The organism is Pseudidiomarina aestuarii (assembly GCF_048263735.1).
GTDB lineage: Bacteria > Pseudomonadota > Gammaproteobacteria > Enterobacterales > Alteromonadaceae > Pseudidiomarina > Pseudidiomarina aestuarii_B.
In genome coordinates this window covers 72,838-87,565 of the sequence record NZ_JBLXDX010000003.1, presented here as the reverse complement: position 1 = coordinate 87,565, position 14,728 = coordinate 72,838, and the positions used below count along the sequence as shown (strand labels likewise).

Below are 14,728 nucleotides of genomic sequence, written 5' to 3'. Positions count from 1 at the left end.
ATGGCTGACAGCAAGAAGCAGTTAAAATTTGCGACCCGCACTATTCACGGTGGACAAGCACCCGAGCCAGCAACTGGCGCGGTGATGCCACCTATTTTCACCAGCTCTACCTATATTCAAGAGAGCCCAGGTGTTCATAAAGGTTTTGAGTATTCCCGTTCACACAACCCAACTCGGTTTGCGTGGGAGCGTTCAGTCGCCAACTTAGAAAGTGGGCGCAAAGGCTATGCATTTGCCTCGGGTATGGCGGCAACTGCCACCATCATGGAGCTACTGAACACCGGCGACCATGTGATTGCCATGGACGATTTGTACGGCGGCACCTTCCGCTTATTCGACAAGGTCCGTGGTCGTTCCGCAGGTCTAGAATTCTCGTACGTTGATTTGGTTGACCTTAAAGCAGTTGAAGCGGCTATTACTGCCAAGACTCGGATGATTTGGGTCGAAACCCCAAGTAACCCGATGCTGAAGCTGGTCGACATTGAGGCCATTGTCGCGATTGCGAAACAGCACAACATTATTGTGGTGGTCGACAATACCTTTGCAACACCGTTCAATCAGCGTCCAATTGAGCAGGGTGCAGATATTGTCATGCACTCCGCAACCAAATACCTCAATGGTCATTCAGATATGGTTGGCGGTATTGTCGTAGTCGGCGACAACGACGAACTAGAAGAGCAATTGACCTTCCTGCAGAACGCTGTGGGCTCGATTGCTGGACCATTTGATTCGTATCTTGCGCTACGTGGTGTTAAAACCTTAGCGTTACGCATGCAGCATCATAACCAGGCGGCTATGAAGCTAGCCGAGTGGCTCGATCAGCACCCGCAAGTTGAAAAAGTCATTTATCCTGGCTTACCGAGTCACCCTCAGCACGAACTTGCCAAACGGCAGATGTCAGGCTTTGGTGGAATGATTTCGATTTTGCTCAAAGGTGACATCAACAAGGCGCGTCGTTTCCTTGAATCGGTCGAGATTTTTGCGTTAGCAGAGAGCCTCGGTGGCGTGGAAAGCTTGATTGAACATCCTGCCATTATGACCCATGCGTCGATTCCAAAAGAGAACCGTGAAAAGCTTGGAATTTTGGACAACTTTGTTCGCATCTCGGTCGGAATTGAAGATTTGGATGATCTCATCGCCGATCTTGATCGAGCGCTAAGTGCCTAATAATTAGTGAATAAATGATGGCTGTTGCACACTTGTGTGACAGCCATATTTACACTCTTTTACAATTCAAAGAAGATGTTGTAGGCTTAGTCCACAATTAAAAACAGAACAATACAGGACTATTTTATGCCTCTTAGCCTCTTTATTTTGCAAGGGTTAGTGGCGGCGCTGTTGTTTTATGTGCTGGTCGGTCAACACCATCGTCAGCCGTTGTGGAATATGCTTGCCATGCTAGTTGTAGGAATGTTGCCGCCGGTCAATTGGGCAATTCTATTGGTTGCCGTGGGTGTGCGTTTATGGCGCAAACCAGTCAATATGGTCACTGTCAAAAACTAATTCTTGTGAGGTTGTACGCGTAGTATGCGTTCTCAAATTCAGCCTTTTCATCTGGCGGTTCCAGTTAAGGATATCGCCCAAGCTCGCGCCTTCTACGGTGAAGTTCTCGGTTTAAGTGAAGGTCGCAGTGCGCCTGAATGGGTGGACTGGGACTTTTTCGGCCACCAATTCGTTACCCACCTAGCTCCAGATCAAGTGCCTCAATTGCATCACAATGCGGTTGATGGGCATGCCGTACCTGTGCCACATTTTGGCGTGGTATTGACCATGGCGGATTGGGAAGCATTGGCTGAGCGGCTGCGTCAACACAACATTCAGTTCGTGATTGAGCCGCACATTCGCTTTAAAGGGAAACCTGGCGAGCAAGCCACTATGTTCTTCCATGACTTCTGCGGGAATGCTTTGGAATTTAAAGCGTTTAACGATATGAGTCAGTTGTTCGCAACCTAGCTTTTAAGCGCGTTCCCACCGGAAATAATGACACCCACGCGTTGCCCTTGAAAATGTTCTGGGTAGCGCTTGAGTGCTGCTAACACCACAGCTGAAGACGGCTCAATCCATTGGTCGGTATGCTCATAACAGAGCTGCTGAGCCGTCGCCGCCTCATCATCACTCACCAATAAAATGGCTTCAAGATGCTGTTGCAACAGCCGAAACGTTACGGAACCTAAACTAGTCAATAAGCCATCACAAATACTGGTAGGTGGCATAGCCGGTTGAATAGCTCCGGCGTCAAGCGACGCGAAACCATCTGCCGCCAACTCAGGTTCAACACCAAACACCTTCATGCCATGCTGGCGCGCGACAATACTGGTTCCGCTTAACAAGCCACCCCCACCTAAAGGCGCGACTAAAACATCAAGTTGTGGTTGCGCTTGCACCAGTTCCAGTGCCGCCGTTCCTTGTCCAGCGACAATCCAATCATGATTATACGGTGGGATAAAGGTGCGGCCGCTGTCTTGTTGGGAGGCCACAAAAGCTTCTCGAGCTGCCATACCGGGCTCAATGGTGATCAGTTCGGCTTGGTAGCGTTCCATGTTGGCACGTTTGACCGCCGAAGCATTGCTGGCAACGCCAACCCGCACATCAATACCCAACTGTTGACCTGCCGCCGCGAGCGCTGCGCCGTGATTACCGCTAGATACTGTGTATACGCCAGCCGCGCGTTCGGCCTCTGAAAGTTGTAGGAGGGCATGCATGGCGCCACGAAATTTGAAAGCGCCAGTATGCTGCTCATGTTCACACTTCAGCCAGACCGCACAGCCTAGAGCTGCATCTAATCCGAGTGAATGAATCACCGGAGTCAGGCGAACGCGATCTCCCAAACATTCAGCGGCGGCTTTGACCGCGGTGAACTGCTCATCCAAAGTATTTTGCATGTATACTATTCCGCAACGAAGTGAACCTGCTCAGTTTAACAGGAATTTTATGCCAGTTTTGAATACCTTTGAACGCATTCGTGCCTTGCCGATGGCCTATCAAACCGTGCTTGCTCTATATCTATGTGAGCGTATGGTGCCCAATTACGACTTATTCTATCAAGTCACAGGTTTTGGCGATCCCAAACCGCTGCATAGCGCATTGAACGCCTGCTGGGATTGGGTTTGGCAAGGTAAGAAAGTCAAAGTGAACTTCTCCCGCTGGCAAGAAAAAGTTGACGACGTCACCCCCAGTGAACACGGTCACGACATGCTGGGCGTGTATCCAGCCATGGATGCTTGCACTGCTGTTAGCACATTATTACAGGGCTTGATCGATAACAGCAGCGCCGAACTGGTGAGTGTTGCGAAGATATCCCAAGCCAGCGTCGCCAAGTTTCTAGAACTAACAGAAGGTGCCGAGCTGGAGCCGCAAGAACGACGTAAATTGCTGCGTGACCATGAACTCACACAGTATGAAATTGAGATTCAGCAAGGAGTGTTGAATTACTTGGAGACGATTTCCAGTGCGCACCCGCAGCCGTCAAAAGAGTTAGTGCAGCAAGTGCGCGGTATGGCTCGCGATGAAGGTATTTCCAATATTGGTGTGAGCGTTGAAGAGCTGGAAGAACGCGTCAAAGATTAGCCTTTGATTCTTTTTCACGCTTGGGCTGCGCGTTCAACACCGCAAACCACCCAACAATCCCAAACAGAACTATTTGCCAGTAATCACCGCGACGCCATTGCACCAAGTGTCGATAGGCGCTGGCAAACATCAATAATTGCAGCAAATGAATCGCTAGCAGTACAAACAGCAAGATCAAGAAGAGCGCGAAGCCTTTGCCAGGGAATGGCCAAACCAAATTCGCCAATAATGCACCCCACACCAACGCAAATAAGAACCGACCTAACCAAATTGCTGCGCTCATTGTGGAGCTCCTACTTCAAATAATCGAAATGCCACTTGTCCTGCAACTTTTTCGCGATGCAGCCGCCAATGCAAGGGTACTTCACCGCGCCAATCATTTTCGGTTTCAATATAGACCCAACTGCCTTCTTGAACCCATTGGTTTTGGTCGAGTAGCGCAATGGTTCGTTCCGCCAACTCGAGTCGAAACGGTGGGTCAACGAAGACCACATTCATCGGTTGTGCCGGCGGTGTCTTCAAGAAGTTAAGCACATCACCCGGCTGGACTAACGCTTGTCCCGAACCAGCAGCACTCAGCGTTCGCGCGTGCTCATTTAAGAGTTGTGTGGCTTGGCGATCTTGCTCCGCCAGAATCACCAGCTGCGCGCCTCGTGATAAAGCCTCAAAGCCCAACGCACCACTTCCAGCAAAACAATCCAAAACGCGTGCATCGGCCAACTCAAATTGCAGCCAATTAAAGACGGTTTCGCGAATGCGATCAGTGGTAGGCCGCAAGCCCGGAACATCAGCAATACTGAGCTTACGACCACGTAACTGCCCACCGATGATACGGAGGCTGCCGGTATTTTTATCTGGCGTTGACTTGTTCGGCTTTCGGGGCATGCTACAGTAGCGCCTAATGAGGTAAACTAGTGTCAATAGATGGGCGCTAGTGTAGCGTAATGTGATTAAGAGTTGTAGAAGAGGCGAGTGTCGGCATGGTGTTTTCGTTATTTAAGAAAAAGTCCGAGAAGAAGCAGGATTCTGAGTCTACAGAGGTTGAACATCAGGACGTGCCTGCTGTTGAAACCGAACAGCCGACGTCTGAGCCTGAACCAGAGCCGAAACCATTAAGCCCTGATGCGACGGAAATTTGTGCGCAGGTTACTGCAGAGTCACGAGTGAAGCAGCCCGAAAAGCCGACTCAACCGAGCTTTTGGCAGCGCCTAACCAGCGGTTTGAAAAAGACGTCCACGGCTATCGGTGATGGCTTGTGGGGATTATTTAAAGACAAGAAAATTGATGATGAGCTGTTTGAAGATCTAGAAACGCAACTGCTCACCGCTGATATTGGCGTGCCGACCACATTGAAAATTGTCGAGCGCCTGACGGCACAAGCTGATCGTCGTCAGTTGCAAGACGCGGGTGCCCTGTATCAGCTGTTGCAGGACGACATGACGGAAATTCTGGCGGCGGTGGAGCAACCATTACAAACCGCAACCGCGAGCCCTTATGTCATTTTGATGGTCGGCGTGAATGGCGTGGGCAAAACCACCACCATTGGTAAGCTCGCACAGCAGTTTAAGCGCGAAGGCAAGTCGGTGATGTTAGCTGCGGGTGATACCTTCCGAGCGGCAGCCGTAGAACAATTACAAGTATGGGGCGAGCGCAACGATATTCCAGTGGTCGCACAACATACCGGTGCGGACAGTGCCTCGGTGATTTATGATGCAGTTGAGGCGGCGAAAGCGCGCGGCGTGGATGTGTTGATTGCCGACACTGCAGGTCGTTTGCAGAATAAAGCTCACTTAATGGACGAGTTGAAAAAGGTCGTTCGCGTGATGAAAAAGGTCGATCCGGATGCACCGCACGAAGTGATGCTGACTCTGGATGCGGGCACCGGTCAAAACGCGATTAGCCAGGCCAAACTATTTACCGAAGCGGTAGGTGTAACGGGTATTACGCTGACGAAACTGGACGGCACGGCGAAAGGCGGGGTAATTTTTGCAATTGCCGATCAATTCCAGATCCCGATTCGTTACATTGGCGTCGGTGAGGGTATTGATGACTTGCGGCCGTTTGTCGCGAAAGATTTTGTGCAGGCTCTGTTTCAGAGAGAAATTCAACCAGAGAAGCAACCAGAGACGCAAGCCTAATGATTAAGTTTGAGCAGGTCAGTAAAACCTATCCCGGCGGTTTCCAAGCCCTGAACCAAGTGAGTTTTCATGTGGAACCCGGTGAGATGGCCTTTTTAACGGGTCACTCAGGTGCTGGCAAAAGTACCTTGCTGAAACTGATTGGCATGATGGAGCGACCAACCGCAGGCCGCGTGTTGATTAATGGTCACGATTTGCGTCGTGTCACAGCAAAGCAAATTCCGTATGTGCGCCGCGACATCGGCATGATTTTCCAAGACCATCGCTTATTGATGGATAAAACCGTGCTCGATAACGTCGCTTTACCCTTGTTGATTGAGGGGTACAGCATGCAGGAAGCGCGGAAACGTGTGCAGGCATCGCTGGAAAAAGTAGGCTTGGGTGACAAACTTAAACATTATCCAATGATGCTCTCGGGCGGTGAACAGCAGCGCGTGGGTATTGCGCGCGCAGTAGTGAATAAGCCGCCTTTGTTGCTGGCGGATGAGCCAACCGGCAACCTCGATCCCAAATTATCGATGGAAATCATCAAGCTGTTTGAGGACTTTAATCGAGTGGGCGTTTCAGTGTTGATTGCAACCCATGACTTGGGCTTGATTGCGCGCTTGCGTTATCGCACGTTGTCACTCAAAGACGGGCGCATGATCAACGACGGTTTGCAGGAGGCTTAATCGATGAGTCTACTGTTTCGTCAACGCAGCAGCGGCGCTTCCCAAGTCAAAATCTCCGGCTTTCGTCGTTTTGTCATGTTTTTTGTGCACAATGCACAGCAGTGTATTGCGAGTCTCGGTGAATTAGCCCGATATCCGTTAGCGAGCATGATGACGATGGCGGTGCTCGGATTAAGCTTAACCTTGCCTGCCACGCTCTATGTGGTGGTCAAAAATACCGAAAAAGTAGGTGGTGACTGGGACCAAGCAGCCGAAATGACCTTATTTTTGCGCAGCGGTCTGTCTCAACAAGAAATTGCCACCTTTACTAAGCGCTTGAATTTGTCCGACGACATTGAGTCGGTGCGTTGGATACCAAAAGACGAGGCGCTCGCTGAATTTCGTGAGGGCTCTGGATTCGGTGATGCGCTGGATGCCTTGCCAGAGAATCCGCTACCAGATGTATTGGTGGTAGTACCTGCGGTCGAACGGCGCAGTGCGCAAGCTGCACAAGCGTTGTTGTTGGAGCTGCAAAAAGAACGTGAAGTGGCTGAAGCTCGGCTTGATTTAACCTGGCTGGAACGCTTACAAGCGTTATTGAATTTGGTTCGCGATGGGTTCTTGGCACTAGCCATTCTATTATGCCTGTCGGTTGTTCTGATTGTCGGCAATACCATTCGCTTGAATATTAATAGCAAACGCGACGAAATTGTCGTGATGAAGCTGGTGGGTGCAACAAACAGTTACATCCAGCGCCCCTTTTTATATACCGGGGTGTGGTATGGTGTCATTGGTGGTGTGATCGCGTGGTTTGCCACTGCCGTACTGATATGGTGGATTCAAGACGCGGTCGTTGGGATTAGTGAATTGTATGATTCACAATTTTATCTCGAAGGCCTGAGCGTCAGTGAAATGGGCATTCTATGGTTGCTGGCTATCCTGTTTGGACTGTTTGGTTCGTACTTGGCGGTAAGAAAACACGTCAGTAGTATTGAACCACAATAAATCGTCCTTATATCGAAGGTATAGGCAGCGCTATTGCAACCCTAATTAGCTTTGCTAGAATAACGGAACTTTTCAGACCGTCACTGGTCTGATGTGTGTCTGGTAAGTGACTCGGATGGAGCACTTCAAAGAGGTTCCAGACACAAATTAAAGAGGATGTAATTGCATGAGTGCTGAAATGACAAATATGGCGTTAATGGTTCCCCAGAGCGGAAGCCTGGAGGCCTATGTTCAGTCGGTCAATCGCATTCCTATGCTGAGCGCTGAAGAAGAACGCGAATTAGCAGAACGTTTAGTCGAAGATAACGACCTAGAGTCAGCTCGTCAGCTGATCATGTCGCATTTGCGCTTTGTCGTGCATGTTGCGCGGGGTTATTCGGGTTACGGTCTGCCACAAGCTGATTTGATTCAAGAAGGTAACATTGGCCTGATGAAAGCGGTTCGTCGCTTTGATCCAAAGGTTGGTGTGCGCTTGGTGTCATTTGCTGTGCATTGGATTAAAGCAGAAATCCACGAATATGTGTTGAAGAACTGGCGCATGGTGAAGGTAGCAACCACCAAAGCGCAACGTAAATTATTCTTCAACCTGCGTAAGATGAAAAAGCGTTTGGGCTGGTTTACTCAAGAAGAAGTGAACACGGTAGCCGAGACGTTAGGGGTAAGCACCTCGGAAGTATTGGAAATGGAAGCACGCATGAGTGCTCATGACCAAGCCTTTGAATTAAGTTCTGATGATGATGATTCGCGTGACGGTACTGCCTACTCACCGGCTCAATATCTTGAAGACAAACGTTCTGACTTAGCTGAAGAAGTTGAGACCGAGCAGTGGGAAGCACATACGCAAAAACGTTTGTTTGCTGCCATTCGCACTCTCGACGAGCGCAGCCAAGATATCGTTCGCGCCCGCTGGTTAGATGAAGAAAACAAAACCACGCTGCAAGAATTGGCAGATAAGTATCAGGTATCGGCTGAACGAGTGCGTCAACTCGAAGCCAATGCTATGAAGAAACTGCGAATGGCGATGAATTAAAAACACAAAGTGAATGGTGAACAGAGAATAGTTTTGTATTTTTCTGTTCACCGTTAACTGTTTACTGTTCCCTGTCAGTTAGTTCTGACACTGGTACCAGCTTGATTCCGCGCTCATTGAGTTCCCCCAAATGTTCTCGCAGAAAGTCGTAAGTCATATCGTGTGGATGCGCGATAGCGATAGCAAAACCCCGTTCCTCAGCTTGCTTCAACAATTCTTCCCAAGCCTTGATTAGCCCTTCGGACGTGCGTTCGTGATCGAGAAAGACATGTCGTCGAGCAGTCGGGACTCCGGCCAAACGTGCCGTTGCTTCAGCGACGGTTTCAGCAGTGGTGCGGCTATCGATAAAAAACAGTTCGCGGTTCGCGAGCTCAATCATGACCGACTTCATGGCTGCGACATTGGTGGTTAACAGACTACCCATATGATTGTTGACGCCACGAGCTTGTGGGATGCGGGCGAGTGCAGCATTCATGCGTGCGACTAGCTCTTCTTGTGATTCATCCAGTTGTAGGGCGTCGATGCCGGCGTCATGATGTGGGCCTGAGGCCATGGGCAAATGCAGCATCACTTCATACCCAGCTGAGGCGGCTTGCTGAGCTTGCTCAGCCGCAAAGGCGGTGTAGGGCAGAAAAGAAAAAGTGAGCGGTGAAGCGAGTTCAATAAAACGTTGGTTGCTGCGATGATGACCCATATCGTCAATAATAATGGCTACTTGCGCAGCCCATGCGTTCGCACTACTTACGGACATCAGCAGAGCAATGGCGAATGTCCGCATCAGCGCATCCATTGCGTCGGATTCACCGCGTCACCTTTGACGCGAATTTCAAAATACACACCCGGTTCGCTGCGACCACCAGACTGACCGACCAGTGCAATAGTGGAACCTTGTCGAACGAGCTCTCCCACCTGCGGAATAATCGTTTGGTTATGTCCGTACAGGCTCAAATAGCCGTCACCATGGTCCAATACAATCACTAAACCGAAACCGCGTAACCAATTAGCAAACAAGACGCGCCCATCTGCGATGGCTCGCACCGGCTCACCCTCGGTCCCATTAATAATCACACCTTTCCAAGTAACGCCACCACTGCGCGCGACACCAAAGAGTCGTTGCACTTTGCCATCAGCAGGCCAAGCCAGCTTGCCTTTTAATGACGCCAAGCCATCAAGTCGTGGCTCATCACGCATAGCGGCAATAATGGCGGCCAATACTTGTTCGAGTGCTTCTTGGTCTTTACGGAGTTGTGAAATGCGTTGCTGGTCGGCGGATTGCTCACGCGCTAATTTAGCGGCGATGTTTTGTTGTTCTTTCTGCTGTGACTGCAGCACGCCTTGCTGTTGCCGTTGCTCACGTGCTTGGTTTTCAAGGATCTGTTGTTCGGTGACAATATCGGCTTTTACACCTTCCAGCTGATTCTGTGTTTTACGCAGTTCAGCAACTTGCTCTAACCGAGCGCGATTGAAATAGCCATAATAACCGAGCAAACGTTCAAACTTCGCGGGGTCTTCTTGATTAAGCACCAACTTCAAATAGTCATGCTCACCAATGCGGTAAGCTGCATCCAGCTGCTTGGCCAACAACGCCAATTGCTGTGCTTGCTGCTGTTCAAGTTCAGTTTGTTGCTGTTGAAGGGTAGCGAGTCGAGCTTCAGTGGCAGCAATGGCATCGCGAGTAGCGTTCAACTCACCGGCCACTGCGCTCATCTGTAACTCCAACTGACGCAGTTCGTTCTCTGTAATCGACAGTTGTTTAGCGCGCTGTTGAATAGCGGCTTCTCGACGCTCCAGCTCTTTGGCCAGAGCTTCGAGACGTGCTTCGGTTGCTGCTTTTTCTTCTGCAGTCGCGTTCTCTATCGCATTCTGTTGCCAAGCGTAACTTGGCGCAGCCAGCAGTAATAAAAGAGCAGCAACCAGAATACGCATTAGCGTTTCAACTTCATGATCGGCGTGCCAGTCATTTCGGCTGGTTGCGGTAGCCCCAACAAATGGAGCATGGTGGGTGCAACATCCGACAAGCGCGCACCATCACGCGGAGTAGCATCGCGCCCGACGTAAATAAATGGCACCAATTCGCTGGTGTGGGCGGTATGTGACTGACCCGTGTCATGGTCATGCATTTGTTCCGCGTTACCATGGTCTGCGGTAATTAAACACTCACCACCAACTTCCTGCAGGGCCGCAACGACACGACCGATGCTGGTATCTACTGCCTCGATAGCTTTCACCGCCGCATCGAAATTACCCGTATGGCCAACCATGTCGCCGTTTGGATAATTGCAGACAATCACGTCAAACTCGCCGCCATGAATCGCATCAACCAGTGCATCGGTGAGTTGTTCGGAGCTCATTTCTGGTTGCAAATCGTAGGTTGCAACATTAGGTGATGGAATCAACACCCGCTTCTCGCCGGCGAATTCCTCTTCCCGGCCACCGCTGAAAAAGAAAGTGACATGCGCATACTTCTCGGTTTCCGAAATGCGGAGTTGAGTCTTGTTGTGCTGCGCTAGCCAATCACCAAGCACGTTATTGAGTGGTTCTGGCGGGTAGGCAATCGGCCCCTGGAGGTCTTTGGAATACTCGGTCAACATAACATATGAGCTCAGTTTCGGCTGCTTTGAGCGAGTAAAACCGTCGAAATCACTATCGAGGAAGGCGTGAGACAATTCACGTGCGCGGTCGGCACGGAAGTTCATAAAGAACACCGCATCGCCGTCTTGCATAGGAGCGGCGTCACCAATGACGGTTGGTTTTACAAATTCGTCGTTCTCATCGCGCTCGTAGGCATCAGCCAATCCGTCTACTGCCGTCTCAGCATGGAACGCGCCGTGGCCGTCCACGAGTAATTGCCAAGCCTGCTCGACACGATCCCAACGCTTATCACGATCCATCGCAAAATAGCGACCACACAAACTCGCGAAACGGCCGACACCGAGCTCCGCGAAGCGACGCTCAAAGCGCTCAATACTCGCTCGTGCGGAGCGCGGCGGCGTATCCCGACCGTCTAAAAATGCATGCACATAAATCTTGCTAGCACCTTGCTGGGCGGCTAATTCAACCATCGCCAGCAAATGTTCTTCGTGGCTATGCACGCCACCTGGCGACAACAGCCCCATAATATGTACGGCGCCGCCCGCTTGTTTGGCAGCAGCTAACGCATCAAGGAAGACAGCATTGTTCGAGAACTCTCCGTCTTGAATAGCTTTACTGATGCGCGTGAAGTCTTGATAGACAATACGACCTGCGCCTAAATTGACGTGGCCAACTTCTGAGTTGCCCATTTGTCCGTCGGGTAAACCCACCGCCATACCTGAGCCGTCCACGAGCGTGTGCGGGCGCTCGGCCCACAGCTTATCCATGTTCGGCGTACGCGCCGCCGCAATGGCGTTGTCTTGGGTTTCTTCGCGATATCCCCAGCCATCTAAAATGAGCAGGGCGAGTGGCGCTTTCGCTTGAGTCATAACTGCCTCGACGGTTTCTAGTAATTTCAGAATGTTGCAGCTATTTTATGCGATTTTGCTCTAAATCGCATCCATTGAAAGCTACGAATAGCCGCAAAAATGGGGCAAATTTTACTGGCAACTGCCATTTCAGTAGGTATACTCTGTGGCTTGATTTTTTAGTAGGAGATAACGTCGTATGGAAGACATTCTGGCTTTCGCTGCAAATCACCCCATTATGAGTACGCTCTGGGTGGTGTTATTGATCGCCATTATTGTAACTTCGGTGCAAGCTGCCACGTCAAATATTCAGCAATTGACGGCTCAGCAAGCGACGTTACTCGTGAACCGCAACGACGGCGTATTTGTAGATATTCGTTCTATGGATGATTATCGCAAGGGCCATATTGCAGATGCGGTGCACCTTACTGCTGAACGAATTCGGAAAAATGAGTTAGGTTCACTTGAGAAATACAAATCTGCCCCCATCGTGTTGGTATGTGCAACAGGGATGACCGCAAAAGGCGTCGCCAGCAACCTCAGTAAAGCTGGGTTTGAGAAGGTTGCCGTACTCCAAGGTGGGATCTCAAGCTGGCAAGCCGCTAGTTTTCCGCTGATTAAGAAATAACCTCAATTTAATAGGAAGTAATGACATGGCTGACGAGCAGCAAGTAAACGGCGCGGCACAAGACCAAGCGCAGGCGCAACAACAATTCGCAATTCAACGCATTTACGTGAAAGATGTTTCATTTGAAGCGCCAAACACGCCTGCTATTTTCCGTAAAGAATGGCAGCCAGAGTTGAGCCTCGACTTAAACGTCAAGAACACCAAAATTGAAGACAACACTTACGAAGTCGTTTTGAAAATCACTGCGACGAACAAAGTAGGTGGCGACGTTGCTTTCTTGGCTGAAGTTCACCAAGCCGGTATCTTCACTATTGCTGATTCAATTGAAGAAGCACAACGTGCACACTTAGTTGGTGCATTCTGCCCGAACATCTTATTCCCGTATGCGCGTGAAGTCTTAGCAAGCATGGTAAGCCGTGCTTCATTCCCGCAATTGAACTTGGCTCCGGTAAACTTTGACGCAGTGTTCGCACAACATTTGCAACAGCGTCAACAGCAAGCCGAAGCGCAAGCTGACGCGTAAGTCGACGACACAGAAACTAGGAACTCTTCTTGAGTAACCATAGTTCGTGTGCCCACTCGCAAGTAACAGTGCTAGGTGCCGGTTCCTACGGAACTGCCCTAGCACTTTGTTTTTCGCGCAAGGGTACCCCCACGTGTTTATGGGGTCGTGACAGTAAACAAATCGCCACTATGCAACACCGGCGCGAGAACCCTCGCTACCTGCCGGGTGTTCGCTTGCCAGATTCACTCACACTCACCGATGACCTAGCGGCTGCGGTTAAAAACGCTCGCAATATTGTGGTGGTGGTGCCGAGTAACGGTTTTGCACAGCTACTGCATGATATTAAGCCACTGATGCGTGCAGATGCCCGTATTGCTTGGGCAACCAAAGGTCTCGAACCCGAAACCGGTCGACTGTTGTTTGAAGTTGCCGAAGAAATTCTCGGTAGTGATCACACCCTCGCGGTGTTGTCCGGTCCAACGTTTGCAATGGAAATGGCGAAGGGCTTGCCCACAGCTATTTCGATGTCATCGACGGAACCCGCTTTCGTTGAAGAACTCTCAGAGTTACTGCACTGCGACAAGAGCTTCCGGGTCTACACCAACGATGACTTCATTGGTGTGCAGCTCGGTGGTGCGGTGAAGAATGTTATCGCCATTGGCGCCGGTATGGCTGATGGCATTGGCTTTGGTGCCAACGCCCGTACTGCTCTCATTACTCGTGGACTAGCCGAGCTGACACGACTGGGCTTGAAGCTTGGTGCACGCCCAGAAACCTTCACTGGAATGGCTGGTTTGGGCGATCTCATCCTGACTTGCACAGATAACCAATCGCGAAATCGCCGACTTGGGCTTGCGTTAGGGCAGGGTAAGTCGGTTGAAGATGCTATGGCAGAAATTGGTCAAGCGGTAGAAGGGTATCGCAATACGCGTGAAGTCGTGGCTTTGGCTCGTCGTCACGGTGTCGAAATGCCGATTTGTGAGCAACTTTACGAAGTGCTTTACGGTGACACCTCGCCACAACAAGCTGCAATCAACCTGTTGAGTCGTGCCCGCACGTCCGAATAGCCGCACGGGCTTTTTAAGAGAGCGCAATTAGCTCAGCAGTTGCTGCGCCATCGTTTCCCATTGCTCATCAAAATGCTCGGTCGGTGCACGTTTAAACTCCGATCGAACGAACTGCGAAATTTTCCCATCGGCATACGCCATCAGCAAATTCGCTAGAATGCCTTCATCGAGTCGAGTTCGCACATTCTCTCGCAACCGACGCTCGCGAATTGCTTGCTTCAGATTCGCTTCAATTTTGTCAAAGATACCAGTGACACGGCTGCGCAGACGCTCATGTTCACCCATCAATGCATCACCGGTTAACACGCGGGTAATACCAGGATTACGCTCAACAAAGGTCAACACCACGCGCAGCATCATCTGACAGCGAACGAGCGTATCTTTCTCGACTTCGAGCACTTGATTGATGCGCGATAGGACCGCGTCCTCAGTAAATTCGATGAGACCCTCAAACATCCGCGCCTTTGAAGGGAAGTGACGATATAAAGCAGCTTCTGATACGCCTAACTCGGCGGCCAAGCGCGCGGTAGTGATGCGCTGCCCGGGACTGGTTTCAAGCATAGCGGCTAGGGTAGCAAGTATCTGTTCTTTTCTATTCGGCTTGGTCATCAAATATCCTCGGAAAGATGGTAAATAGTGAACAGTTAACAGTTAACAGGAAAACCCAAAACTAAAAAAGAACGGTCTAGTTTTAGTCT

At 50.4% G+C, this 14,728-nt stretch carries 18 protein-coding genes; 11 read left to right on the top strand and 7 right to left on the bottom strand.

Annotated elements, in window-relative coordinates:
• From ACN0S4_RS07565 to ACN0S4_RS07555, 3 genes are all read left to right on the top strand, one after another.
• Complete coding sequence (locus tag ACN0S4_RS07565; RefSeq protein WP_417657078.1) at positions 1 to 1,167, top strand: cystathionine gamma-synthase; 1,167 nt, start codon at positions 1 to 3, stop codon at positions 1,165 to 1,167.
• A 126-nt stretch (positions 1,168 to 1,293) separates the two neighbouring features.
• Positions 1,294 to 1,503 (top strand): hypothetical protein, encoded by a 210-nt coding sequence (locus ACN0S4_RS07560; protein WP_417657077.1) that lies wholly within the window; start codon positions 1,294 to 1,296, stop codon positions 1,501 to 1,503.
• A gap of 24 nt (positions 1,504 to 1,527) precedes the next feature.
• Positions 1,528 to 1,953: a VOC family protein gene (locus tag ACN0S4_RS07555; protein WP_417657076.1), complete on the top strand. Its 426-nt coding sequence runs from the start codon at positions 1,528 to 1,530 to the stop codon at positions 1,951 to 1,953.
• On the opposite strand, the gene ACN0S4_RS07550 is transcribed toward ACN0S4_RS07555, so the two are convergent.
• The gene (locus ACN0S4_RS07550) at positions 1,950 to 2,882 is read right to left on the bottom strand and encodes a pyridoxal-phosphate dependent enzyme (RefSeq protein WP_417657075.1); all 933 of its coding nucleotides are present in this window, start codon (positions 2,880 to 2,882) and stop codon (positions 1,950 to 1,952) included. The two genes, ACN0S4_RS07555 and ACN0S4_RS07550, sit on opposite strands and share 4 nt — an antisense overlap.
• A gap of 49 nt (positions 2,883 to 2,931) precedes the next feature.
• On the opposite strand from ACN0S4_RS07550, the gene ACN0S4_RS07545 reads away from it, so the two are divergent.
• On the top strand, positions 2,932 to 3,567 hold the full coding sequence (locus ACN0S4_RS07545) for a YjaG family protein (RefSeq protein ID WP_417657074.1): 636 nt from the start codon (positions 2,932 to 2,934) through the stop codon (positions 3,565 to 3,567).
• Here ACN0S4_RS07545 and ACN0S4_RS07540 read toward each other — a convergent pair.
• Positions 3,557 to 3,850 carry a DUF1145 domain-containing protein gene (locus ACN0S4_RS07540; RefSeq protein WP_417657073.1) on the bottom strand — a complete coding sequence of 98 codons (294 nt, stop codon included), beginning with the start codon at positions 3,848 to 3,850 and terminating at the stop codon, positions 3,557 to 3,559. The genes ACN0S4_RS07545 and ACN0S4_RS07540 overlap by 11 nt on opposite strands.
• The gene (rsmD, locus tag ACN0S4_RS07535) at positions 3,847 to 4,452 is read right to left on the bottom strand and encodes a 16S rRNA (guanine(966)-N(2))-methyltransferase RsmD (RefSeq protein WP_417657072.1); all 606 of its coding nucleotides are present in this window, start codon (positions 4,450 to 4,452) and stop codon (positions 3,847 to 3,849) included. Before rsmD ends, ACN0S4_RS07540 begins: the two co-directional genes overlap by 4 nt.
• 95 nt (positions 4,453 to 4,547) lie before the next feature.
• On the opposite strand from rsmD, the gene ftsY reads away from it, so the two are divergent.
• The 4 genes from ftsY (at position 4,548) to rpoH (ending at position 8,390) form a co-directional block, all read left to right on the top strand.
• Positions 4,548 to 5,705, top strand: a complete 1,158-nt coding sequence (gene ftsY / locus ACN0S4_RS07530; RefSeq protein ID WP_417657071.1) for a signal recognition particle-docking protein FtsY — start codon at positions 4,548 to 4,550, stop codon at positions 5,703 to 5,705.
• Positions 5,705 to 6,376 carry a cell division ATP-binding protein FtsE gene (gene ftsE / locus ACN0S4_RS07525; protein ID WP_417657070.1) on the top strand — a complete coding sequence of 224 codons (672 nt, stop codon included), beginning with the start codon at positions 5,705 to 5,707 and terminating at the stop codon, positions 6,374 to 6,376. The genes ftsY and ftsE overlap by 1 nt, the downstream gene beginning before the upstream one ends.
• Positions 6,377 to 6,379: 3 nt before the next feature.
• Positions 6,380 to 7,360 (top strand): permease-like cell division protein FtsX, encoded by a 981-nt coding sequence (ftsX, locus tag ACN0S4_RS07520; protein ID WP_417657069.1) that lies wholly within the window; start codon positions 6,380 to 6,382, stop codon positions 7,358 to 7,360.
• 166 nt (positions 7,361 to 7,526) lie between these two features.
• A complete protein-coding gene (gene rpoH / locus ACN0S4_RS07515; protein ID WP_417657068.1) occupies positions 7,527 to 8,390 on the top strand; it encodes an RNA polymerase sigma factor RpoH in 864 nt (287 codons plus the stop codon).
• Positions 8,391 to 8,451: 61 nt separating this feature from the next.
• Here rpoH and ACN0S4_RS07510 read toward each other — a convergent pair whose 3' ends face one another.
• The 3 genes from ACN0S4_RS07510 to gpmI are packed head-to-tail and all read right to left on the bottom strand — an operon-like array spanning position 8,452 to position 11,851.
• Positions 8,452 to 9,168 (bottom strand): divergent polysaccharide deacetylase family protein, encoded by a 717-nt coding sequence (locus ACN0S4_RS07510; RefSeq protein ID WP_417657067.1) that lies wholly within the window; start codon positions 9,166 to 9,168, stop codon positions 8,452 to 8,454.
• Entirely contained in the window at positions 9,168 to 10,316 is a 1,149-nt protein-coding gene (locus ACN0S4_RS07505) for a murein hydrolase activator EnvC family protein (RefSeq protein ID WP_417657066.1), read from the bottom strand. The genes ACN0S4_RS07510 and ACN0S4_RS07505 overlap by 1 nt, the downstream gene beginning before the upstream one ends.
• Positions 10,316 to 11,851: a 2,3-bisphosphoglycerate-independent phosphoglycerate mutase gene (gpmI, locus tag ACN0S4_RS07500; protein ID WP_417657065.1), complete on the bottom strand. Its 1,536-nt coding sequence runs from the start codon at positions 11,849 to 11,851 to the stop codon at positions 10,316 to 10,318. The genes ACN0S4_RS07505 and gpmI overlap by 1 nt, the downstream gene beginning before the upstream one ends.
• Before the next feature lie 178 nt (positions 11,852 to 12,029).
• On the opposite strand from gpmI, the gene ACN0S4_RS07495 reads away from it, so the two are divergent.
• The 3 genes from ACN0S4_RS07495 to gpsA are packed head-to-tail and all read left to right on the top strand — an operon-like array spanning position 12,030 to position 14,030.
• Positions 12,030 to 12,458 carry a rhodanese-like domain-containing protein gene (locus tag ACN0S4_RS07495; RefSeq protein WP_417657064.1) on the top strand — a complete coding sequence of 143 codons (429 nt, stop codon included), beginning with the start codon at positions 12,030 to 12,032 and terminating at the stop codon, positions 12,456 to 12,458.
• Between the two features lie 25 nt (positions 12,459 to 12,483).
• Positions 12,484 to 12,981 carry a protein-export chaperone SecB gene (secB, locus tag ACN0S4_RS07490; RefSeq protein ID WP_169930655.1) on the top strand — a complete coding sequence of 166 codons (498 nt, stop codon included), beginning with the start codon at positions 12,484 to 12,486 and terminating at the stop codon, positions 12,979 to 12,981.
• A gap of 29 nt (positions 12,982 to 13,010) precedes the next feature.
• Positions 13,011 to 14,030 carry an NAD(P)H-dependent glycerol-3-phosphate dehydrogenase gene (gene gpsA, locus ACN0S4_RS07485; RefSeq protein WP_417657063.1) on the top strand — a complete coding sequence of 340 codons (1,020 nt, stop codon included), beginning with the start codon at positions 13,011 to 13,013 and terminating at the stop codon, positions 14,028 to 14,030.
• Positions 14,031 to 14,057: 27 nt separating this feature from the next.
• Here gpsA and slmA read toward each other — a convergent pair whose 3' ends face one another.
• The gene (gene slmA / locus ACN0S4_RS07480; protein ID WP_417657062.1) at positions 14,058 to 14,639 is read right to left on the bottom strand and encodes a nucleoid occlusion factor SlmA; all 582 of its coding nucleotides are present in this window, start codon (positions 14,637 to 14,639) and stop codon (positions 14,058 to 14,060) included.
• Positions 14,640 to 14,728 lie beyond the last annotated feature (89 nt).

What these genes read in the sequence shown, in the direction of transcription:
- ACN0S4_RS07565 (WP_417657078.1), top strand. Translation starts at nt 1, where the DNA reads ATGGCTGACAGCAAGAAGCAGTTAAAATTTGCGACCCGCACTATTCAC.
- ACN0S4_RS07560 (WP_417657077.1), top strand. Translation starts at nt 1,294, where the DNA reads ATGCCTCTTAGCCTCTTTATTTTGCAAGGGTTAGTGGCGGCGCTGTTG.
- ACN0S4_RS07555 (WP_417657076.1), top strand. Translation starts at nt 1,528, where the DNA reads ATGCGTTCTCAAATTCAGCCTTTTCATCTGGCGGTTCCAGTTAAGGAT.
- ACN0S4_RS07550 (WP_417657075.1), bottom strand. Translation starts at nt 2,882, where the DNA reads ATGCAAAATACTTTGGATGAGCAGTTCACCGCGGTCAAAGCCGCCGCT.
- ACN0S4_RS07545 (WP_417657074.1), top strand. Translation starts at nt 2,932, where the DNA reads ATGCCAGTTTTGAATACCTTTGAACGCATTCGTGCCTTGCCGATGGCC.
- ACN0S4_RS07540 (WP_417657073.1), bottom strand. Translation starts at nt 3,850, where the DNA reads ATGAGCGCAGCAATTTGGTTAGGTCGGTTCTTATTTGCGTTGGTGTGG.
- rsmD (WP_417657072.1), bottom strand. Translation starts at nt 4,452, where the DNA reads ATGCCCCGAAAGCCGAACAAGTCAACGCCAGATAAAAATACCGGCAGC.
- ftsY (WP_417657071.1), top strand. Translation starts at nt 4,548, where the DNA reads ATGGTGTTTTCGTTATTTAAGAAAAAGTCCGAGAAGAAGCAGGATTCT.
- ftsE (WP_417657070.1), top strand. Translation starts at nt 5,705, where the DNA reads ATGATTAAGTTTGAGCAGGTCAGTAAAACCTATCCCGGCGGTTTCCAA.
- ftsX (WP_417657069.1), top strand. Translation starts at nt 6,380, where the DNA reads ATGAGTCTACTGTTTCGTCAACGCAGCAGCGGCGCTTCCCAAGTCAAA.
- rpoH (WP_417657068.1), top strand. Translation starts at nt 7,527, where the DNA reads ATGAGTGCTGAAATGACAAATATGGCGTTAATGGTTCCCCAGAGCGGA.
- ACN0S4_RS07510 (WP_417657067.1), bottom strand. Translation starts at nt 9,168, where the DNA reads ATGCGGACATTCGCCATTGCTCTGCTGATGTCCGTAAGTAGTGCGAAC.
- ACN0S4_RS07505 (WP_417657066.1), bottom strand. Translation starts at nt 10,316, where the DNA reads ATGCGTATTCTGGTTGCTGCTCTTTTATTACTGCTGGCTGCGCCAAGT.
- gpmI (WP_417657065.1), bottom strand. Translation starts at nt 11,851, where the DNA reads ATGACTCAAGCGAAAGCGCCACTCGCCCTGCTCATTTTAGATGGCTGG.
- ACN0S4_RS07495 (WP_417657064.1), top strand. Translation starts at nt 12,030, where the DNA reads ATGGAAGACATTCTGGCTTTCGCTGCAAATCACCCCATTATGAGTACG.
- secB (WP_169930655.1), top strand. Translation starts at nt 12,484, where the DNA reads ATGGCTGACGAGCAGCAAGTAAACGGCGCGGCACAAGACCAAGCGCAG.
- slmA (WP_417657062.1), bottom strand. Translation starts at nt 14,639, where the DNA reads ATGACCAAGCCGAATAGAAAAGAACAGATACTTGCTACCCTAGCCGCT.